Raw genomic sequence first — 17,033 nt, forward strand, 5'->3', positions numbered from 1 at the left:
GCGGTATTTTATGAAACGAGGCGTGAAAATTACCCTGATCGTGTGTCTGATCTGGGTAGCGTTCGTGTTTTACATGACCTATGCGCGCTATGCGGACAATAACAACCCGACGCAGCCTGAAACTGTGTCTGAGGAAGAGTTACGCGAAATTGGCGCCATGATCTATCCGGAGCCGGTTGCGGTCAGTGCTTTTGAGTTGCAGGATCATCACGGTCAACCCTTTACTGAGCAGTCTTTTCAGGATAACTGGACATTGGTGTTTTTTGGTTTTACCAACTGCCCGGATATCTGCCCGTTGACCATGTTCGAATTGACCGGGTTTTATAATGACCTGCAAGGCAGCCCCTTACGGGACGACACACAAGTGATCATGGTCAGCGTAGACCCGTTCAGAGATGATACGGCCAAGATTGCTCAGTTTATGGCCGGATATCATGAGGACTTCCTGGGCGTTAACGGCGATTATGGTGTGGTGTCGAAGCTGGCCAGTGAGTTGTTTATTGCCCACGGCATCATGCCCGTGCCTGCGCCCGATGGCGGCACGCCGCGCAACTTCATGGTTGATCACAGCGGCAACATCCTGATTATTGACCCACAGGGGCGATATCGCGGCTTTCTGGAACCCAATATCAAACGGGATAATATTACACAGGCTTACGAGATTATCAGAAGCGCTCTGTAAGCGATCAAGCTTTGACGGGCTTCAGGTAAATCATCATAAAGCAGACAAAAGCGCTGGCCACAATGGATGGCCCGGCCGGCGTGTCAAAATAGAATGACAACGTGATGCCTCCCAGCACGGCAATGCAACCGACAATACCGGCACCCATCGCCATTTGTTCGGGTGTACTGGCCAAACGTCTGGCTGCCGCGGCGGGTATGATCAGCAATGAGGTGATCAGCAAAACGCCCACAATTTTCATCGCAACCGCAATCAACATGGCGATCATCAGCACCAGCATGGCATAAAGCCGGTCGACAGGCAGACCCTCAATCTGTGCGAGTTCTCTATGGACGGTCAGTGCCAGAAAAGCATTCCAGTAATAGGCCAATAAAGCGGCCAGCACAGCGCAGGTGACTGCTATCCAGATAAGGTCCTGGGCGGTGATGGTTAGCAGATCCCCGAACAGAAATGCCATCAGATTCACCTGCACCATGTCAGACAGGGACAGAATCAGCAGGCCAAACGCCAGCGTGCTATGTGCAATGATGCCCAGCAGCGTGTCGGTCGCCAACATTTGACGGCGCTCCAGCAATAGCAGCACACCGGCAAACACACTGCAACTTAAGATGATAGCCAGTTGCAGATTTATACTGGCCACGATGGCCAGGGCGACTCCCAGCAATGACGAGTGTGCCAGCGTGTCGCCAAAATAGGACATGCGCCGCCAAACAACAAAGCAGCCGAGCGGACCGGCCAGTCCGGCAATTAACAGGCCGGCAATCACCGCATAAATGATAAAGTCATACATGTTTGTGAGTTCTCACTACGTCCCCGGCAATATCGTGACTGTGGTTATGATGATGAGTGTAAACAGCCAGCGTTTCCGCCTCTTTGCGACCAAACAGTGCCAGGTAGGCCGGGTCATTGCTGACCTGCTCAGGTTTGCCGTGACAGCAGATGTGCTGGTTCAGACAAATCACCTGATCCGTTGCTGCCATCACCAGATGCAGATCATGCGATACCATTAACACGCCGCAGTTGTGCGCCTTTCTGATGCCGTTAATCAGTTCATAGAGTTCCAGTTGTCCGCTGATATCGACCCCCTGGGCCGGTTCATCCAGTACCAGCATGTCGGGTGACTGGCTCAGTGCCCGTGCCAACAATACTCGTTGCATTTCACCTCCGGACAAGGCGCTGACCTGTTGGCCGAGCAGGTGAGACACATTGACCTCAGCAAGTGCGGACTCTGCAGACAGGGAGTTTTTTTGGCTATTGGCAGCGCCACCTAACTCAATAAAGCGCTTGACAGTCAGAGGCAGGGTTGGTTCTACGAAAACCTTCTGCGGCATGTAACCGATTCGAAGCCCTGCAGCCCGGCGCAGGCTGCCTTGTTGGGCCTTCATCAATCCCAGCACAATGCGCACCAGCGTCGTTTTTCCGGCACCGTTAGGGCCGATCAACGTCAACAACTCTCCCTTGCGCAAAGTCAGATCGACATGCTTGAGTACCTGCCGACCGCCAAGCTGGATGCCAACGTCCTTTGCCTGAATGAGTATATTTGAGTCCATCAATGATCCCGCCAATGGTGATGCTGCAAAAAATGGTATATCATAACATTTCTTTTTGCTGCAAACCTCTCCCTGCTACCATGATGATTCACAGACAATTGTTAAGCAGTCTTTTGTTAGTTACCAGCCTGCTACTGAGTTTTTCGGTATCCGCTCAAGTGCGGGTAGTGACCAGCATAAAACCGCTGCAGATGATAGCGCATGCTATTACTGACGGTATCGCCGCGCCAGAGGTACTGATTCCTGATAATCAGTCATATCATCACTTTGTACTACGGCCCTCAACCGTAAGATTACTTTCGCAAGCTGATCTCGTGGTATGGATAGGGCCAGAGCTTGAAATGTGGATGGAGGGGCAGCTGGCAGGCAGCCAAAAAACGGTTGTAGAGGTCTTGTCATTGCCGGGCCTGATTACGCAGCATTCAGGTCACGACCATGAGGATGCCGTGGAAGTGCTGATTCCGGAGCAAGGCAGCCATGCGGGACATCAGCACAAGGATGGCGCCTTTCTGGATCCGCACGTCTGGCTGGATACCCGTAACGCGTTGTTAACAGCCAGAGCAATCACAGCGGCACTGATTCAGCTGGATGCTGACAATGCTTCGCAATATCAGAACAACCTGGATACATTCCAGCAGCAACTGGCGCAACTGGAAATTCGCCTGCAGACGCAGCTTGAGCCACTCAGGCAGACCGATTATGCGGTGTACCATGACGCATTTCAGTACTTCGAGAGCGAGTTCGGCCTGAGTCACAGCCTGGTGTTTGTTGGTAATGAAGAGCTGCAACCCGGAGTGCGGCATACACTGGCTGTTCGTCAGGCCATCGCTAACCGTCCGATCACCTGTCTTATGGAAGATGTCACCGCCCAGGCGTCAACCATCCGCGCTCTGTTGGGCAATCATCCCGTAAAACGTATAACCGCAGACACCACCGGTCAGACCTTGACCTCAACGCCACAGGCTTATATACAGATGATCTCCAACCTGGCCGACGCGTTTTTGCAGTGCCAGAGTCAGTAGAACGGACTTCAATCAACAGCGGACACCTTTTATGTCAGCGGACAGCCCCCTAATCCTCATTGACGGATCTTCGTATCTGTTCAGAGCCTTCCACGCCCTGCCGCCGCTGGTTAACAGCAAAGGTCAACCGACAGGTGCCATCAAGGGCGTGATAAGCATGATTCGCAGCCTGCAGAAATCACACCCCGATAGCCCTATAGCCGTTGTGTTTGATGCCAAGGGTGAAACATTTCGCAATAAGGTTTACGCCGACTATAAAGCGCATCGGCCACCCATGCCGGATGAACTGCGCAGTCAGATAGAACCCATACACCATATCATCACGGCCATGGGGTTGCCGCTGCTGGTGGTGCCAGACGTTGAGGCCGACGATGTGATTGGCACACTGGCCGCGCAGGCCACGGCGCAGCAGCGCGATACCCTGGTGTCGACAGGAGATAAAGATCTTGCGCAGTTAGTAAGTGATCACGTCGTGCTCATCAACACGATGACCGGAGAGCGCCTGGACCCGCCGGGGGTACAGAAAAAATTCAGCTTGCCGCCCGAGCGCATCATCGATTTCCTGGCGCTTACCGGGGACAAGGTCGACAATATTCCGGGTGTACCGGGTGTTGGCCCCAAGACGGCGATAAAGTGGCTGCAGGAATATGACTCAGTGGAAGGTGTCATTGCCAACGCCGACGAGATCGGCGGCAAGATCGGTGAAAAGCTGCGCGATAATATTGATCAGCTCAGACTTTCTTTCGAACTGGCCACCATCAAGCTGGATGTGGACCTGGACGTGACGATCAAAGAGCTGATACCGGAATCTCCCGACCGCGAGCAGTTGCTTGCCCTGTTCACAGAATTTGAATTCAAATCCTGGATCAAGGAGCTGGAAGCCGACGGAATTGAAGTAAGCGTCGAACAGATGGCCGCCATGCGTGACAATCTTGGTATTGAGGAGGTTGAAGAGGCTGCGCAAACAGACCTGTCGTCCCTGGATCTGGATACAGATCAGAAGGACTTTACGCTTGTTGATAGTCTGGATGTGCTGCAAAAAGTCGCTGGCGATGCAAAAAAGGCGTCTTTGCTGGCCATTGATGTCCTGGATAGTGGCGAACATTATATGCAGGCCACCATCATCGGTATGGCGCTGAGCTGGGCTTCGGGCCAGGCTGTATATATTCCTTTGGCGCATGATGGTCTGGAGTCCTCCGGCGCGCTGGATCGCCGCCGCTGTCTGGAGTTTCTGAAACCTTTAATGGAAGATCCTGGCGTCCACAAGGCAGCGCATGACACCAAGCGTCTGACCCACCTGTTACAGAATCATGATATTCATGTTGATGGCTGGCGTTTCGATACGCATCTGGCGTCCTACGTACTGAATTCTGTGGCCAGCAATCATTCACTTGAAGATGTCAGCCACTACTATCTCCAGAAATCGCTGGAAAAACTGGATGCACTGATTGGCAGTGGCCGACAGAAACTGGCTCTCAGTCAGACTTCGGCCCAGGATGCCATGCAGTGGCTGGCACCACGGGTGGACATGGCCCTGCGTCTGGCCCATCAGTTACGCAGTCAGCTGGAGTCTACCGGCGAACTCTGGGGCCTGTATCGATACTACGAATTGGCACTGAGTCCTGTACTACAGCGTATGGAGCGCACTGGCATCGCCGTTGATCCGCAGCGGCTGCATGAGCAGTCCAGGGCATTGAGTGCCCGCCTCAAGGAGCTGGAGGAGCAGGTCTACAGCGCCGCTGGCGAAACCTTCAATCTGGGTTCTCCCAAGCAGTTGCAGGCAATTCTGTATGACAAGTTGAACCTGCCTGTTTTGAAAAAAACCCCGAAAGGCCAGCCATCTACTGCCGAGGCGGTACTGCAGGAGCTGGCGCTGGACTACGAGCTGCCTGGCATGATCATGGAGCATCGCGGTCTCAGCAAGTTGAAGTCTACCTACACAGAAAAACTGCCCTTGCAGATAAATGCCGGCACCGGGCGTATCCATTCCACCTTTCAGCAGGCGGTCGCAGCGACTGGCCGTCTGTCATCCACCGATCCCAATTTGCAGAACATCCCGATCCGTAGCGTTGAAGGGCGGAAGATCCGACAGGCCTTTGTTGCAGCGCCAGGCTATAAACTGCTGGCTGCAGACTACTCGCAGGTTGAGTTGCGAATCATGGCCCATCTATCGCAGGACAAGGGTTTGGTGACCGCTTTTGCCAATGCTCAGGATGTACACCGTGCGACGGCGTCTGAAGTGTTTGGCGTGGCACTGGATGAGGTGACTGCGGAACAGCGTCGGCGAGCCAAGGCCATCAATTTCGGACTGATCTACGGAATGTCAGCCTTCGGCCTGGCCCGGCAATTGGGCATTGAACGCCATGACGCCCAGCAATACGTCGATCGCTATTTTGAACGCTACCCCGGTGTTCAGGACTATATGGAACGCACGCGCGAACTGGCAGAATCGCAGGGATACGTCGAAACGCTGTTTGGACGACGCCTGTATTTGCCCGATATCAAGGCGGGCAATGGCATGTTGCGCAAAGCCGCCCAGCGGACCGCGATCAACGCGCCCATGCAGGGTACGGCAGCCGACATTATCAAGCAGGCAATGGTCGACATAGACCATTGGCTGCAAACTGGCGTGCTGGATGCGCGACTGGTACTACAAGTACACGATGAACTGATTTTTGAGGTGAGCGACAACGACGTGCCGTTACTCTCTGACGGCGTGCGATTCCGCATGGCAAGTGCCGCTTCGCTGGACGTGCCGCTGGTGGTGGATATTGGCGTGGGAGATAATTGGGACCAGGCTCACTGAGCCGGTTCCAGCCACTCGTCCAGACGTTGACTCAGCACATCAACACCCAGGCGCTTCAGTGAAGAAAACGACTGCACACTGGCGTCTTCCAGGCCTTCCAATGCCAAACGGGCCTTTTGCAGGGCGTCCTGAACCCCGCCACGTTTGAGTTTGTCGGACTTGGTCAGGAGCACATGCAAGGGCAACTGATTCTGCCGGGCCCAGTCAATCATCATCAGGTCAAAGTCTTTAAAGACATGGCGTATGTCGGTGACCAGTACCAGTCCGGCCAGCGGTTCGCGGGTATTGAGGTAGTGCTCCAGATGCACCTGCCAGTCGTCTTTGACCTTCAACGGCACCTTGGCATAACCATAGCCAGGCAGATCCACCAGGTAGCGACCCTCGGCCACTCTGAAGAAATTGATCAGCTGGGTTCGTCCCGGCGTCTTACTGGTGCGGGCCAATTGACCCTGACGGGTCAGAGTGTTGATGGCACTGGACTTGCCGGCATTGGAGCGTCCGGCAAAGGCTACTTCTGCCAGGCTGTCTGGTGGGCAGTCCCGCAATTTTGCGGCACTGATAACAAATTCTGCTCGTTGATAGTTCATGGGTGGGCATTCTAACGGAGCGCTCCCCGCAGAAGCCAGCGATATCGGTGTTTTGCAGCCGTACACAAGCAGAGTAGCTGTGATATACTCTGTCGCCGCATGACCCAACCGAATTTACAACTGTTCAGGAACTTCGATAATCCATGAAAAGATTAGTATCTACCCTGGCCACCATTTTGATGGCTGCAGCCAGTCTGACTGCATACGCTGACGGCGATGCCGCTGCTGGTGAGAGCAAAGTGGCTGTATGCGCAGCCTGTCACGGTGCCGACGGGAACAGTGAACTTGGCAGCAACCCCAAGCTGGCTGGTCAGAACGAGCGTTACACGCTGAAGCAACTGATGGACATCAAGTCCGGCCGTCGCGAAATTGCGCTGATGACAGGTTTGCTGGATAACATGAGCGAACAGGATCTGGCTGATATCGCTGCATTCTATGCCGCTCAGGAGTCTACACTGGGCGGTGCAAATCCCGAACTGGTTGAACTGGGCCAGCGTATCTACCGTGATGGCGTTGCTGATCTGGGCGTTGCAGCCTGTTCAGCCTGTCACTCGCCAACCGGTGCCGGCGTCGCTCAGGCGGGATTCCCGCGTCTGGGTGGACAACATGCAGAATATATTGCTGCACAGATGAAGGCCTTCCGTTCAGGTGCGCGTGATAATGATGGCGATTCCATGCCGATGCGCGCTGTTTCTGAGCGACTGACTGATCGGGAAATCGATGCCCTGGCCAGTTATATTTCAGGTCTGCACTAAATTTATCACACGCCAGGCGGTGTGACCCGAGAGTCAAACCGTCTGGCTGTTCAGCAAGAGTTCAGGCACACTGCGCTGTAATCAGACCAATGACAACCGATCACTCTGATATCAACCTGGAGTAGCACATGATCAAGCCGTTCAGCAAACTATTAGCCGCCGCCGCCCTGCTGGGACTGTTCAGTTCGGGTGTCTCGGCACAGCCTGCTCTGTATGTCGCGGGAACGCACTATGAAGAGCTGCCAGCTGCCGTTCGTACCAATGATGCCGACAAAATCGAAGTGCTGGAAGTCTTCTGGTACGGCTGCGGACACTGCTTCCGTTTTCAGCCGCTGGTAGATCACTGGGCAGAAAATGCTGCTGATGACGTTGACTACCTGCGCTACCCGGCCATCTGGAATGAGCTGATGAAGGTCCATGCTCAGGCTTATTACACTGCAGAAAGTCTGGGAGTGGTCGATACAGTACATGCGCCCATCTTTGAAGCGATTAATCTGCAAAACAACCGTCTGCAGAATGAGCGCCAGCTGGCAACTCTGTTTGCCCGTCATGGTGTGAGCGAAGAGGATTTCTCACGGGCCTTTAACTCGTTTCAAGTGCGCACCAAGGTGAATCAGGCAGAAGCTCGCATGCGCGACTACCAGATTCGCAGTACACCGAATGTCATCGTGAATGGTAAGTATCTGGTGACAACCAATGAGGCCGTCCGTACTCAGCAGGACATGCTGGCGGTGGTTGACTTCCTGGTCGCTCAGGAGCGCGCTGCACGCTGAGGTGACATTGGCGGCCGGCCCCTGGATGACTCATTGGCTGGCCGACCAGGTATTCACTGAGACATCAATGAATACGGAGTGTCACATCTATGGGTCAGCGATCGTACGACAGCGAAGAAGCGCAGCGCTGGAAGCGCAAGTTTCTGGATGCGCTGGAAGACAGCGAGCAGCGCGAAAAAACGCTGGCCAACAGAATCCGACTGTTGCGACGAGGTCTGCTTGGGGTCAGCCTGGCGGGCGATGGCCATGACCCACAGCTGGACAAACAGCTCGAACAGCTTCGCAAAATTCTCCGCAAGGACGATCGCGAATCCGGACTGGAATTGTTACTCGGGCATATCGAAAAGTCCATTATCCGCCTGGATAACGAAAAAACCTCCAGCAATATAGCCCTTCAAGAAGCCTTTTCAAGCAGCCTCGCTGAGCTTGAAAAGTTGCCCCTGCCCGCCTCCACCCGACGGCAGCTAAAGAAGTTCTCCCGTAGCCTCAACCCTCGCCTGGATGACCCGCAGCAGCATCAGGGCCTGATCCGTCAATTTGTCGAGCTGCTGCGTGAAGCGATTTCTGCAATGGTAGAGAGAGAGCAGCAACGCGAACAGCAAGATAATCAGGATAACTCACAGAACGGTTTCTGGCAGCGCATCTTCAGTACTCGCGGTAGTGATAATCTCAGGCATGACGAAGCACCTGACGCACGCAACGACCAGGCAGATCAGGCAATAGAAGGAGAGCTTCTCAGTCCGCGATCAGATACCAGGGCCGACAACACAGAGTCCGAGGTTCCTCACAAAGTGTCTGCAGAGCAGCAGGCAACACCGAATGATGCGAGGCGACCGGCGCATGAATCTCATCATCAATCTGCCGGTGATAATTCGTCTGAAGACCTGGCAGAACTGGAGTCGGTAGAGGAAGCAGATATCCAGGTGGCTCAGGAGACGGTCAGTCTGGAAGGCGAAGTACTGCGCGACCGCTCAGGTTTGCAGGAGCCGGCGTTCTCCTACATTGCAGGCCATGTCGAACCCATTTTATTGCGCATCCTGGAATCCATTCATATCAGTGCTGAGTCTTTTGCCCTGGCCGACGCCATCCGACGGAATATCCTGAAAGGACTTAACTGGTACGACTTTGTAGCCGTGCTGGAAGAAATTCTGAAAATATTACGACAGGCGGCCGACGAGCAGCGAGTGGAGTTTCAGGGTTTTCTCACAGAAGTGACTGAAAGCCTGGCTCAAGTGCAGATTTTTGTCGAAAGTTCAGAACAACGCTCAGCGCAGGCAACCGCAACAGATCATGCCATGGATAAGGCCGTCCGCTCCCAGATCGCCGAGATTGCCAGTGTTATTGATAATGAAAGTCTGGACCTTAATCTGGTCAAACAAACTGTTCAGACCCAGATTCAGGGTATTATCAGCTCATTGGATGGATTTAAATCTCAGCGCCTGGAGCAGGCCGAACCCCTGGCAGCAGAGATTCAGTTACTGGTAAAGCGCATCGGCGCTCTCGAAGATGAATCGCGGGAACTGCGCCTGCACCTTGCCAGGCAACAGGAGGCTGCCGCAACCGATACCCTGACCGAGCTGCCCAATCGTGATACCTACAACCAGCGAATCCGGATACTGCTGGACAACTGGCGCCAGGGTGCTGCAAACCAGCGTCGTGATGACGACCGTGCCCTGTGCCTGGCGGTGGCAGATGTCGATCATTTCAAACGCATCAACGACAATTATGGTCATCTGGCCGGGGACAAAGTTCTTAAGATAGTCGCCAGAGAGATGGCCGCTCGCCTGCGTGACAGTGACTTTGCGGCTCGGTATGGTGGTGAAGAGTTTGTTATTATCCTCAGCGACACGCGGCCGCCCGATGCGGAGCATGTGTTAAATAAAATACGTGAGGCGATTCAGGCTATTCCTTTCCACTTCAAGGATGAGAAAGTGGAAATTACTTTGTCCTTTGGTCTGGTTGCCGCTGAGCGTGATGACTCGCCAGAGTCAATCTTTGAGCGCGCTGATCAGGCTCTGTACAAAGCCAAACAGGAAGGCCGCAACCGGGTGCATCGCGTGAGGTGAGTTTGTCGGTCAAACTTTCCAGTGGATGGCTGCGTCAGACTAATGTTGAAGCATTAAAACAACAGGGAACAGCGGATGACGCTTGACGACATACTGATCAACATGAGAACCCGGCGTAACCAATTGGCGGCAGATGCACTGCTGCGGCAGATCGACCATATACTGGTTCTCTGCGATGACAAGCTGGTAGAGCTGGGCGCCGGGCTCACAGTGACTGTTGCAGGTGACAACTCGTTATCATCAGATAGTCTGGCCGCTGCCGCTAAACAACTGCTTAGCCAGGCTGAAGCACATCGTGAAGAAATCAGAACGATTGCTCTCCTGCTTCCCAGCTCAGCGTTCATTAGCACGCAGGTCAACTTTCCGGGCATGGCCCCTGGCGCTATCCAGGCAGCTCTGAAACTACAAAGCCACAATGTCCTGCCAGTATTTCAAGATCCACTGGTGTTTGCTGTTAACACGCAGACGCCAGATATTGCTATCTGGGCCTCACAGCCGTTTGTTGATGACCTGTTCACAGCCTTTTCAGAGCAAGGGCTCTTACTTGCGACCATAACACCGAGAGCTGTAGCGTTGGCCATGGCTGAGCATAACCGTAGCCGGTCTGAATCTGAATGGCTGTTGATTGAGTCAGACGAGCAAACCAGCTCAATGCTGACGTTGAAAGGAGGAGTGGTAAAGACGTTTCGTCAGACTCAGACCAGTGACCTTGCTGACGCCGAGTTTGCAGACGAATGGCAGAAGTTGCTGGAAGACCACAACCGTGCCGACAGCACGGAGCGTAATACAGCCGAACAGATAATAACCAGTTTGCGTGGAATTGAAAGCCGGCGCCTGATTGATCTGTCAGCTCCCTACAGCATCATACCCGGAGCCGCCCTGCAAAGGACCTATCGATTCTCAATAGGTAAATGGCGTAGCAAGCTGGCAGTTGCTGCCGTAACAATATTGCTATTAGGTGCTTTGCCTTTTGTCATACAAAGTCTGCAGCTTTACCGGCTGGAGAGCGCTTATGACAGCCTTGCAGAACAGGCGGCACCGGCACGCGAAGATCAGCGTTACATTCGAAACTTTGAGACCGAATGGGGCGCGCTAACCGAATTCCCGAAACAGAATCTCGACCAGGTGATGATCGCCTTGCAACAGGTAATCGCTCCGGGATATCTGACAGCAATCGATGTTGAATCGGGGTATATCAGTATCGAAGGCGACAGCCAGGATCCACAGAACCTGCTGGAGCGACTGGAGCAGAATGAGCTGTTTACAGAGGTGGATTTTGCCCGGGCGACCAACAATACTCGCTATTATATCGACCTGCGATTAGCCACAGTCAATTTCCCTGCTTATCAGGAATGGTATTTCCCGGAGTCAGATCAACGATGATGCGTCAGTTAACAGCCCGGGAAAAAACCATATTGAGAGCCGCGCTGGTGGTGGCCTTACTATGGTTGGTGAGCAATGGTGTCCCGCAACTCAGGTCTATTCATCAGGAACGAGCGCTTAACATTAGTCAGTTGCGTGACAGCATTGACCGAGAACAACGTCTGATTGACGATGCTGAGCAGTGGGCACAACGTCGGCAGTCAACTGAGGCGCAGGAACCAGATCTTCAGAATAAAGTATTCAGTGGCAGCTCAACCGCAATGCTCACTGCCGCGATTCAACGCCAGTTACGACAGTTGGCAAGTGAGGCTGGCGTCAATATCACTTCTACCCGCCTCGCTGAGACCAGTCAGTCCGGAGACTGGCTCCAAATGCAGCAGAGCGTCTCATTTACAACGACTGACCAGACAGCGATTATGCGCCTGCTGCAGCAGCTGGAAAATTCACAGCCTTATCTTGGCGTCGTTGATTTCAGCCTACGACGCGCACGTAATCAGTTCACTGGTGAATTGACGGTGGTTGGCTTCAGCCGGGAGGCTGGCGATGCCTGATTACTCAATGACCCTGCCAGTGTTCTCTCAGCTCCTCGAGCCGGCCGGCATCGTACCTGCGCAGGATTATCAGGATAAACCGGTATTGATGTGCGAGGTGGCGCCTGATGTTGAGTTGCGGCATCGTATTCGTTTTGCTCTGCAGCAGCCGGTGACTTTCAGAATGGCGGCGCCAGACGAAATTCGTCGTTTGTTGAAGCATTGGCGCGCTGAACTGTCGCCTGATATAGGCCCCGGCGCCGAAGATGTGTTTGTATCCGGCTACGAAGATGATGAAGAACTGAAGGACCTGGCATCGGAAGCACCAATCATTCGTCTGGTCAATCATCTGTTCGCTCGCGCTCTGGACTTGAACGCCAGCGACATTCACTTCGAACCCAACGAAGATCATCTGGAAGTGCGCTGCCGGGTTGATGGCATCATGCATCGTATTGAACGATTACCAGCACGTATAAATACGGCTGTCGCTTCTCGCCTGAAGCTCATGGCAAAACTGGATATTGGTGAAAAACGCCTCCCACAGGATGGTCGTATAGACTACAAGCTGGGTAACAAACATCTGGATATGCGGGTTTCAACACTCCCTGGGGTGCACGGGGAATCCATAGTGCTGCGAATTCTGGATCGCGGTGATACGGCGGTGAGCCTGCAACAACTTGGCATGCCAGAGAACATTCTAAAAACCTATCAGGGCCTTATTAGCCAGCCTCACGGCATGATTCTCATCACCGGCCCAACCGGCAGTGGTAAAACTACCACACTGTACGCGACGCTAGAAAAGATAAACGATCAGTCTACAAAAATAATCACCGTTGAGGATCCGGTTGAATACCAGATGGAAGGTATTACACAGATCCAGGCAAATTCCGCGATTGGCTTAAGTTTTGCTGCCGGCTTAAGGTCAATAGTGCGCCAGGACCCGGATGTCATCATGGTGGGTGAGATACGTGACCATGAAACAGCCGAAATAGCTATCGAGTCTGCGCTGACCGGACACCTGGTATTCTCTACACTGCACACTAACGACGCTGCTGGCGCTATCACCCGTTTACAGGACATGGGTGTTGAAGGTTATCTGATCAGTTCAAGTTTGTTGTGTGTCCAGGCTCAGCGCCTGGTGCGTCGTAATTGTCCGGACTGCTCTTCTTCGCATCAGCTTACTGAAGACGAATTGCGTGTACTGCGGGTAGAGCCGCAGCACTTTGCTGGTGCTCGTAAAGGCAGCGGCTGTGAGCGATGTGGCGGTACCGGGTATCGGGGGCGCGTTGGGTTGTATGAACTGTTGGTGATGAGCGATACGATCCGCCATGAGATTGCGATAGGTTCAGATGCTAATGTCATACGCGAACAGGCCATTCGAGAAGGTATGAAAACGCTGCGCGAAGACGCTCTGGAGAAACTCGCGGCCGGCATTACCACGCCTGAAGAGATTGTACGTGTCACGCGCGCGGTGTCCGGAACATGAGTGTCCTGCATTTTAGATATCAGGCGTATGATGCAGACGGCCAGATTCAGACCGGGCAGATCAGCGCTGAGTCAGAGAAAGAGGCCGTTCGGCAACTGCAGGGGCGTCAGCTCGTTCCGGTAAAATTGGCCTCAGCAAGTACCCGTCGAGGGCTTGGCCGGAGTAAAGGCGGTAAGATTCGCCCGACCGATGTGCTGGATTTTACCAACGGTTTGCGTACGCTGGTTGAGGCGCGTGTGCCTATTGATAAGGCACTGCGCCTGCTGGCTGGTATTACGGAATCCGAACAGATGCGTACACTGGTTGAGGCGCTGCGAAAGGAAGTCAAAGAAGGTCAGAGTCTGGCAGACGCAATGGAGCTTCGCCCGGACGTGTTCTCAAAAATGTACATCAACATAATACGTGCTGGAGAGGAAGGTGGCATCATGCACCAGTTATTGCCAGGATTGGCTGATTTTCTTGAGACCAGCACCAGAAATCGCCAGGCTATTCTGTCAGCCATGATCTACCCCATTGTGCTGGTTTTCACCGGTATTATTTCAGTTTTACTGTTGTTGGTTTTTGTGATCCCGCAGTTTGCCATCATGTTCGAAGATGCTGGCACGGACATCCCGACATCGGCCGCCTTTCTGCTGGCAATGAGTGATGCCATAAAACAGTATGGATGGCTGATACCAGTGTTGTTAATAGGGATGTTGGCCTGGTGGCGCTGGCAAGACAAAGATCCGCAGAATCGTCAGCGTAAAGATCGATTTCTTTTGTCGACACCCATCCTGGGCCAATTGCTGTTATACCGTGAATGTGCGGTGTTTTCCAGGACACTGGGTGCTTTGCTGCAGGCTGGTGTGCCGCTGATCCGGGCACTAAGAGTTTCCCAGGAAGTGGTGGCTAACACTGAGCTCACGCAATCACTCAAAAAAGTCGAAGAAGATGTGCGATCCGGTACTGGTCTGGGAGCCGCACTGGAAAAAACGGCAGTGTTTCCAGTGTTACTACATCAGCTTGTTGCCGTGGGTGAGGAGACTGGTCGCACTGGGAGCATTCTGGTTAAAACCGCAGAAACTTTTGATCAGAACGTAAAAAATCAAATGGACAGACTGGTATCAGCGTTGCAGCCTGCGCTGATTCTGGTTCTGGGCATCGCAGTCGGTGGCATTACCATCACGATGCTGTCCGCGGTATTCAGTATGAACGCTGTGCAATTCTGAGGCAGTGTATGAGGAGATCACGCTTGTGAGAGTAACAATAGCGCCATTAGGCCTGGCATTTACCGTGCTTTGGCTGTCTGCCTGTACAGCTACCAGTAGCCGGCCGGATGTCATTGCGAGTTCTGCGTCGGATGCACAACAGAGCCGCCAGGCATGGTCAGAGTCTGCAGGTAGCAACAATTCCACGCAGCCGGATAACGACGCATTGGTCGAGTTGGCGGCCAGAGAGGCCGCGGAGAGGCAGGCTCTGATTGATGAAATTAATCGTGATGGTCGTGCCAGTCCGTCGCAAGGCAGACGCGAGGCTGTGCCTGCGCCGGTTCTGCCACCAGCAGACAATACGTTGGAACTGAATTACGAACAGGCCGATTTGCGTGAGGTGCTGGAAGAATTGGCAGATGCGCTGGATCTCTCCATCATCATTGATCCGGCCATTGATGCACGCGTGAGTTTACGCACCGCCGCCAACCGCCCTTTGAACTTCGATGATGTCTGGCCATTGGTTCGATTACTAGCTCGATCTCACGGGGTCACGTTAGAGCAGGTCGGATCAATCTGGTACGCAACACTTAATGGAAATGCTGTGCCAACTGAAATTGTGACACCAGATACTTTGTCTGAAGGCAGTGCTGCACAGGTCATGCAAATAACCCCACTGCGTTATGTCAATGCGGACAGCGCACTGGAGGTTCTGTCTCCTCTTTTGGAACCTACAGGCCGAATTCTTCGTCTCTCAAACAGCAACACTCTGGCGATATCCGCAAGCCGTTCTCAATTATCCAGGCTGAATGAGCTGTTAAATGTTATAGATGATGATCCCTTCCTGAATCAAGGTTTACAACTGTACCCACTTTCAAACGCTCTGGCCGCCGACGTCGCTCAGGAGCTGACAGATATCCTTGTTTTGATTGAAGGTGATAACCCTGCCTACCAGATACAGGGACTGGATCGTATCAATGCCCTGCTGGTAACAGCGCCTGCTACCCGCGGATTTGAAGAGATCAGTCGCTGGATCAGAATTCTGGATGCTGATCGCGAAGAACAATCAGAGCAGCTTTTCCAATACCGCGTTAAGAACCTGAATGCTATCGACCTCGCTGCGACGCTCAGTGAAGTATTTCGGCTGGAAGAAAACGACAATCAACCTGGTCGCCCCGATCGCAATTTTGACGAAAACACCGCAAGTGCTGAAACAGCCGAGAGCAGTGAGGCCGCGCCATCGACGGGCACAACAAGCGCGGCAACCAGTAACAGTATGACAGTGTCCGCAAATCTGAATGTGGGGATCGTGGCCGATGAGTCGACCAACAGCTTGTTGATCCGCGCCAACCCTCGCGATTATCGTCAGTTGCTGGCAACCATCAACCAGCTTGATACAGCACCGTTGCAGGTAATGATCAGTGCGGTTATCGCGCAGGTGGTGCTAACTGACGACACCGCTTTTGGTGTGGATTGGTCGCGCGTTCTGGAAAATGCCAGCAGCGGGAGTGTGACGCGTATAGACACTGGATTTATGCCGGGTCGCGCCGAAGATGGCAGTGGCGGGCTGGGCGGACTATTGTTTAACAGGGCGTTCCTGGATGGAGCCGCACGGGTGGAAGCGACCCTTGAGGCGATTGCCATTAACAATGATGTGAGGTTGTTGGCCAGGCCGTCACTCACCGTAATCAATAATCAGGAAGGTTTAATCAGGATTGGCGCGGAAGTTCCCGTGCAGTTGGGTGAGACGGTAGGTGTCGGCGGAACCGCAACCACCAATATCCAGTATCGCCCAACAGGCATTGAGTTACAGATCACCCCCCGTATCAATGAAGATGGTGTTGTTAATTTGACCATTCGGCAGGAGTTGTCTTCGGTTTCCGGATCGTCCGGGGTTAATCAAAATCCTATATTCCAGAATCAGGAAATTGAGACATCCGTTGTTGTCAGAGATGGAGAGAACGTCGTTTTAGGTGGGTTGATTCAAAATTCCAATGATCAACTTAATACCGGTGTTCCCTATTTGAACAGAGTGCCAGGGATTGGTCGACTGTTCAGTTATCAACAGGATAATAATGAGCGCCGCGAGCTGTTTATTGTTCTTCGCCCCGAGATCATTAATCTGAATACTCGCAGCAGAGATCGCTATCGTGAGGTTCTGGAACGATTCGAGTTGGCCGTAGAGCTTATTGAAGACTTCTGAATT

14 protein-coding genes are annotated in these 17,033 nt (G+C 53.2%); 11 read left to right on the top strand and 3 right to left on the bottom strand.

Annotated elements, in window-relative coordinates:
* The first annotated feature begins 10 nt into the window (after positions 1-10).
* Positions 11-682, top strand: coding sequence for an SCO family protein (locus PS2015_RS00175; RefSeq protein WP_058020268.1), 672 nt, complete (start codon positions 11-13; stop codon positions 680-682).
* A gap of 4 nt (positions 683-686) precedes the next feature.
* On the opposite strand, the gene znuB is transcribed toward PS2015_RS00175, so the two are convergent.
* A complete protein-coding gene (gene znuB, locus PS2015_RS00180) occupies positions 687-1,472 on the bottom strand; it encodes a zinc ABC transporter permease subunit ZnuB (RefSeq protein ID WP_058020269.1) in 786 nt (261 codons plus the stop codon).
* On the bottom strand, positions 1,465-2,232 hold the full coding sequence (gene znuC, locus PS2015_RS00185; protein WP_058020270.1) for a zinc ABC transporter ATP-binding protein ZnuC: 768 nt from the start codon (positions 2,230-2,232) through the stop codon (positions 1,465-1,467). Before znuC ends, znuB begins: the two co-directional genes overlap by 8 nt.
* A 167-nt stretch (positions 2,233-2,399) precedes the next feature.
* Here znuC and PS2015_RS00190 point away from each other — a divergent pair, with 167 nt between their 5' ends.
* Together PS2015_RS00190 and polA are read left to right on the top strand one after the other, a co-directional pair.
* Positions 2,400-3,254 (top strand): zinc ABC transporter substrate-binding protein, encoded by an 855-nt coding sequence (locus PS2015_RS00190; RefSeq protein ID WP_169792245.1) that lies wholly within the window; start codon positions 2,400-2,402, stop codon positions 3,252-3,254.
* Positions 3,255-3,285: 31 nt separating this feature from the next.
* Entirely contained in the window at positions 3,286-6,060 is a 2,775-nt protein-coding gene (gene polA / locus PS2015_RS00195) for a DNA polymerase I (protein ID WP_058020272.1), read from the top strand.
* Here polA and yihA read toward each other — a convergent pair.
* A complete protein-coding gene (yihA, locus tag PS2015_RS00200; protein WP_058020273.1) occupies positions 6,054-6,647 on the bottom strand; it encodes a ribosome biogenesis GTP-binding protein YihA/YsxC in 594 nt (197 codons plus the stop codon). The genes polA and yihA overlap by 7 nt on opposite strands.
* A gap of 143 nt (positions 6,648-6,790) precedes the next feature.
* On the opposite strand from yihA, the gene PS2015_RS00205 reads away from it, so the two are divergent.
* From PS2015_RS00205 to gspD, 8 genes are all read left to right on the top strand, one after another.
* Positions 6,791-7,402, top strand: coding sequence for a c-type cytochrome (locus PS2015_RS00205; protein ID WP_058020274.1), 612 nt, complete (start codon positions 6,791-6,793; stop codon positions 7,400-7,402).
* 128 nt (positions 7,403-7,530) lie between these two features.
* On the top strand, positions 7,531-8,175 hold the full coding sequence (locus tag PS2015_RS00210; RefSeq protein ID WP_058020275.1) for a thiol:disulfide interchange protein DsbA/DsbL: 645 nt from the start codon (positions 7,531-7,533) through the stop codon (positions 8,173-8,175).
* Between the two features lie 89 nt (positions 8,176-8,264).
* A complete protein-coding gene (locus PS2015_RS00215) occupies positions 8,265-10,241 on the top strand; it encodes a GGDEF domain-containing protein (protein WP_058020276.1) in 1,977 nt (658 codons plus the stop codon).
* A 75-nt stretch (positions 10,242-10,316) separates the two neighbouring features.
* Positions 10,317-11,624 (top strand): type IV pilus biogenesis protein PilM, encoded by a 1,308-nt coding sequence (locus tag PS2015_RS00220; RefSeq protein WP_058020277.1) that lies wholly within the window; start codon positions 10,317-10,319, stop codon positions 11,622-11,624.
* Positions 11,621-12,175, top strand: coding sequence for a type II secretion system protein GspM (gspM, locus tag PS2015_RS00225; protein WP_058020278.1), 555 nt, complete (start codon positions 11,621-11,623; stop codon positions 12,173-12,175). The genes PS2015_RS00220 and gspM overlap by 4 nt, the downstream gene beginning before the upstream one ends.
* Positions 12,168-13,640 (top strand): GspE/PulE family protein, encoded by a 1,473-nt coding sequence (locus PS2015_RS00230; RefSeq protein WP_058020279.1) that lies wholly within the window; start codon positions 12,168-12,170, stop codon positions 13,638-13,640. Before gspM ends, PS2015_RS00230 begins: the two co-directional genes overlap by 8 nt.
* Positions 13,637-14,848, top strand: coding sequence for a type II secretion system F family protein (locus tag PS2015_RS00235; protein WP_058020280.1), 1,212 nt, complete (start codon positions 13,637-13,639; stop codon positions 14,846-14,848). Before PS2015_RS00230 ends, PS2015_RS00235 begins: the two co-directional genes overlap by 4 nt.
* 25 nt (positions 14,849-14,873) lie before the next feature.
* Positions 14,874-17,030: a type II secretion system secretin GspD gene (gene gspD, locus PS2015_RS00240; protein WP_169792246.1), complete on the top strand. Its 2,157-nt coding sequence runs from the start codon at positions 14,874-14,876 to the stop codon at positions 17,028-17,030.
* Positions 17,031-17,033 lie beyond the last annotated feature (3 nt).

The organism is Pseudohongiella spirulinae, assembly GCF_001444425.1.
GTDB classification, from domain to species: domain Bacteria; phylum Pseudomonadota; class Gammaproteobacteria; order Pseudomonadales; family Pseudohongiellaceae; genus Pseudohongiella; species Pseudohongiella spirulinae.

Excerpts from the sequence above, each read along its gene's own strand:
- PS2015_RS00175 (WP_058020268.1), top strand. The coding sequence starts at position 11 with ATGAAACGAGGCGTGAAAATTACCCTGATCGTGTGTCTGATCTGGGTA.
- znuB (WP_058020269.1), bottom strand. The coding sequence starts at position 1,472 with ATGTATGACTTTATCATTTATGCGGTGATTGCCGGCCTGTTAATTGCC.
- znuC (WP_058020270.1), bottom strand. The coding sequence starts at position 2,232 with ATGGACTCAAATATACTCATTCAGGCAAAGGACGTTGGCATCCAGCTT.
- polA (WP_058020272.1), top strand. The coding sequence starts at position 3,286 with ATGTCAGCGGACAGCCCCCTAATCCTCATTGACGGATCTTCGTATCTG.
- yihA (WP_058020273.1), bottom strand. The coding sequence starts at position 6,647 with ATGAACTATCAACGAGCAGAATTTGTTATCAGTGCCGCAAAATTGCGG.
- PS2015_RS00205 (WP_058020274.1), top strand. The coding sequence starts at position 6,791 with ATGAAAAGATTAGTATCTACCCTGGCCACCATTTTGATGGCTGCAGCC.
- PS2015_RS00210 (WP_058020275.1), top strand. The coding sequence starts at position 7,531 with ATGATCAAGCCGTTCAGCAAACTATTAGCCGCCGCCGCCCTGCTGGGA.
- PS2015_RS00215 (WP_058020276.1), top strand. The coding sequence starts at position 8,265 with ATGGGTCAGCGATCGTACGACAGCGAAGAAGCGCAGCGCTGGAAGCGC.
- PS2015_RS00220 (WP_058020277.1), top strand. The coding sequence starts at position 10,317 with ATGACGCTTGACGACATACTGATCAACATGAGAACCCGGCGTAACCAA.
- gspM (WP_058020278.1), top strand. The coding sequence starts at position 11,621 with ATGATGCGTCAGTTAACAGCCCGGGAAAAAACCATATTGAGAGCCGCG.
- PS2015_RS00230 (WP_058020279.1), top strand. The coding sequence starts at position 12,168 with ATGCCTGATTACTCAATGACCCTGCCAGTGTTCTCTCAGCTCCTCGAG.
- PS2015_RS00235 (WP_058020280.1), top strand. The coding sequence starts at position 13,637 with ATGAGTGTCCTGCATTTTAGATATCAGGCGTATGATGCAGACGGCCAG.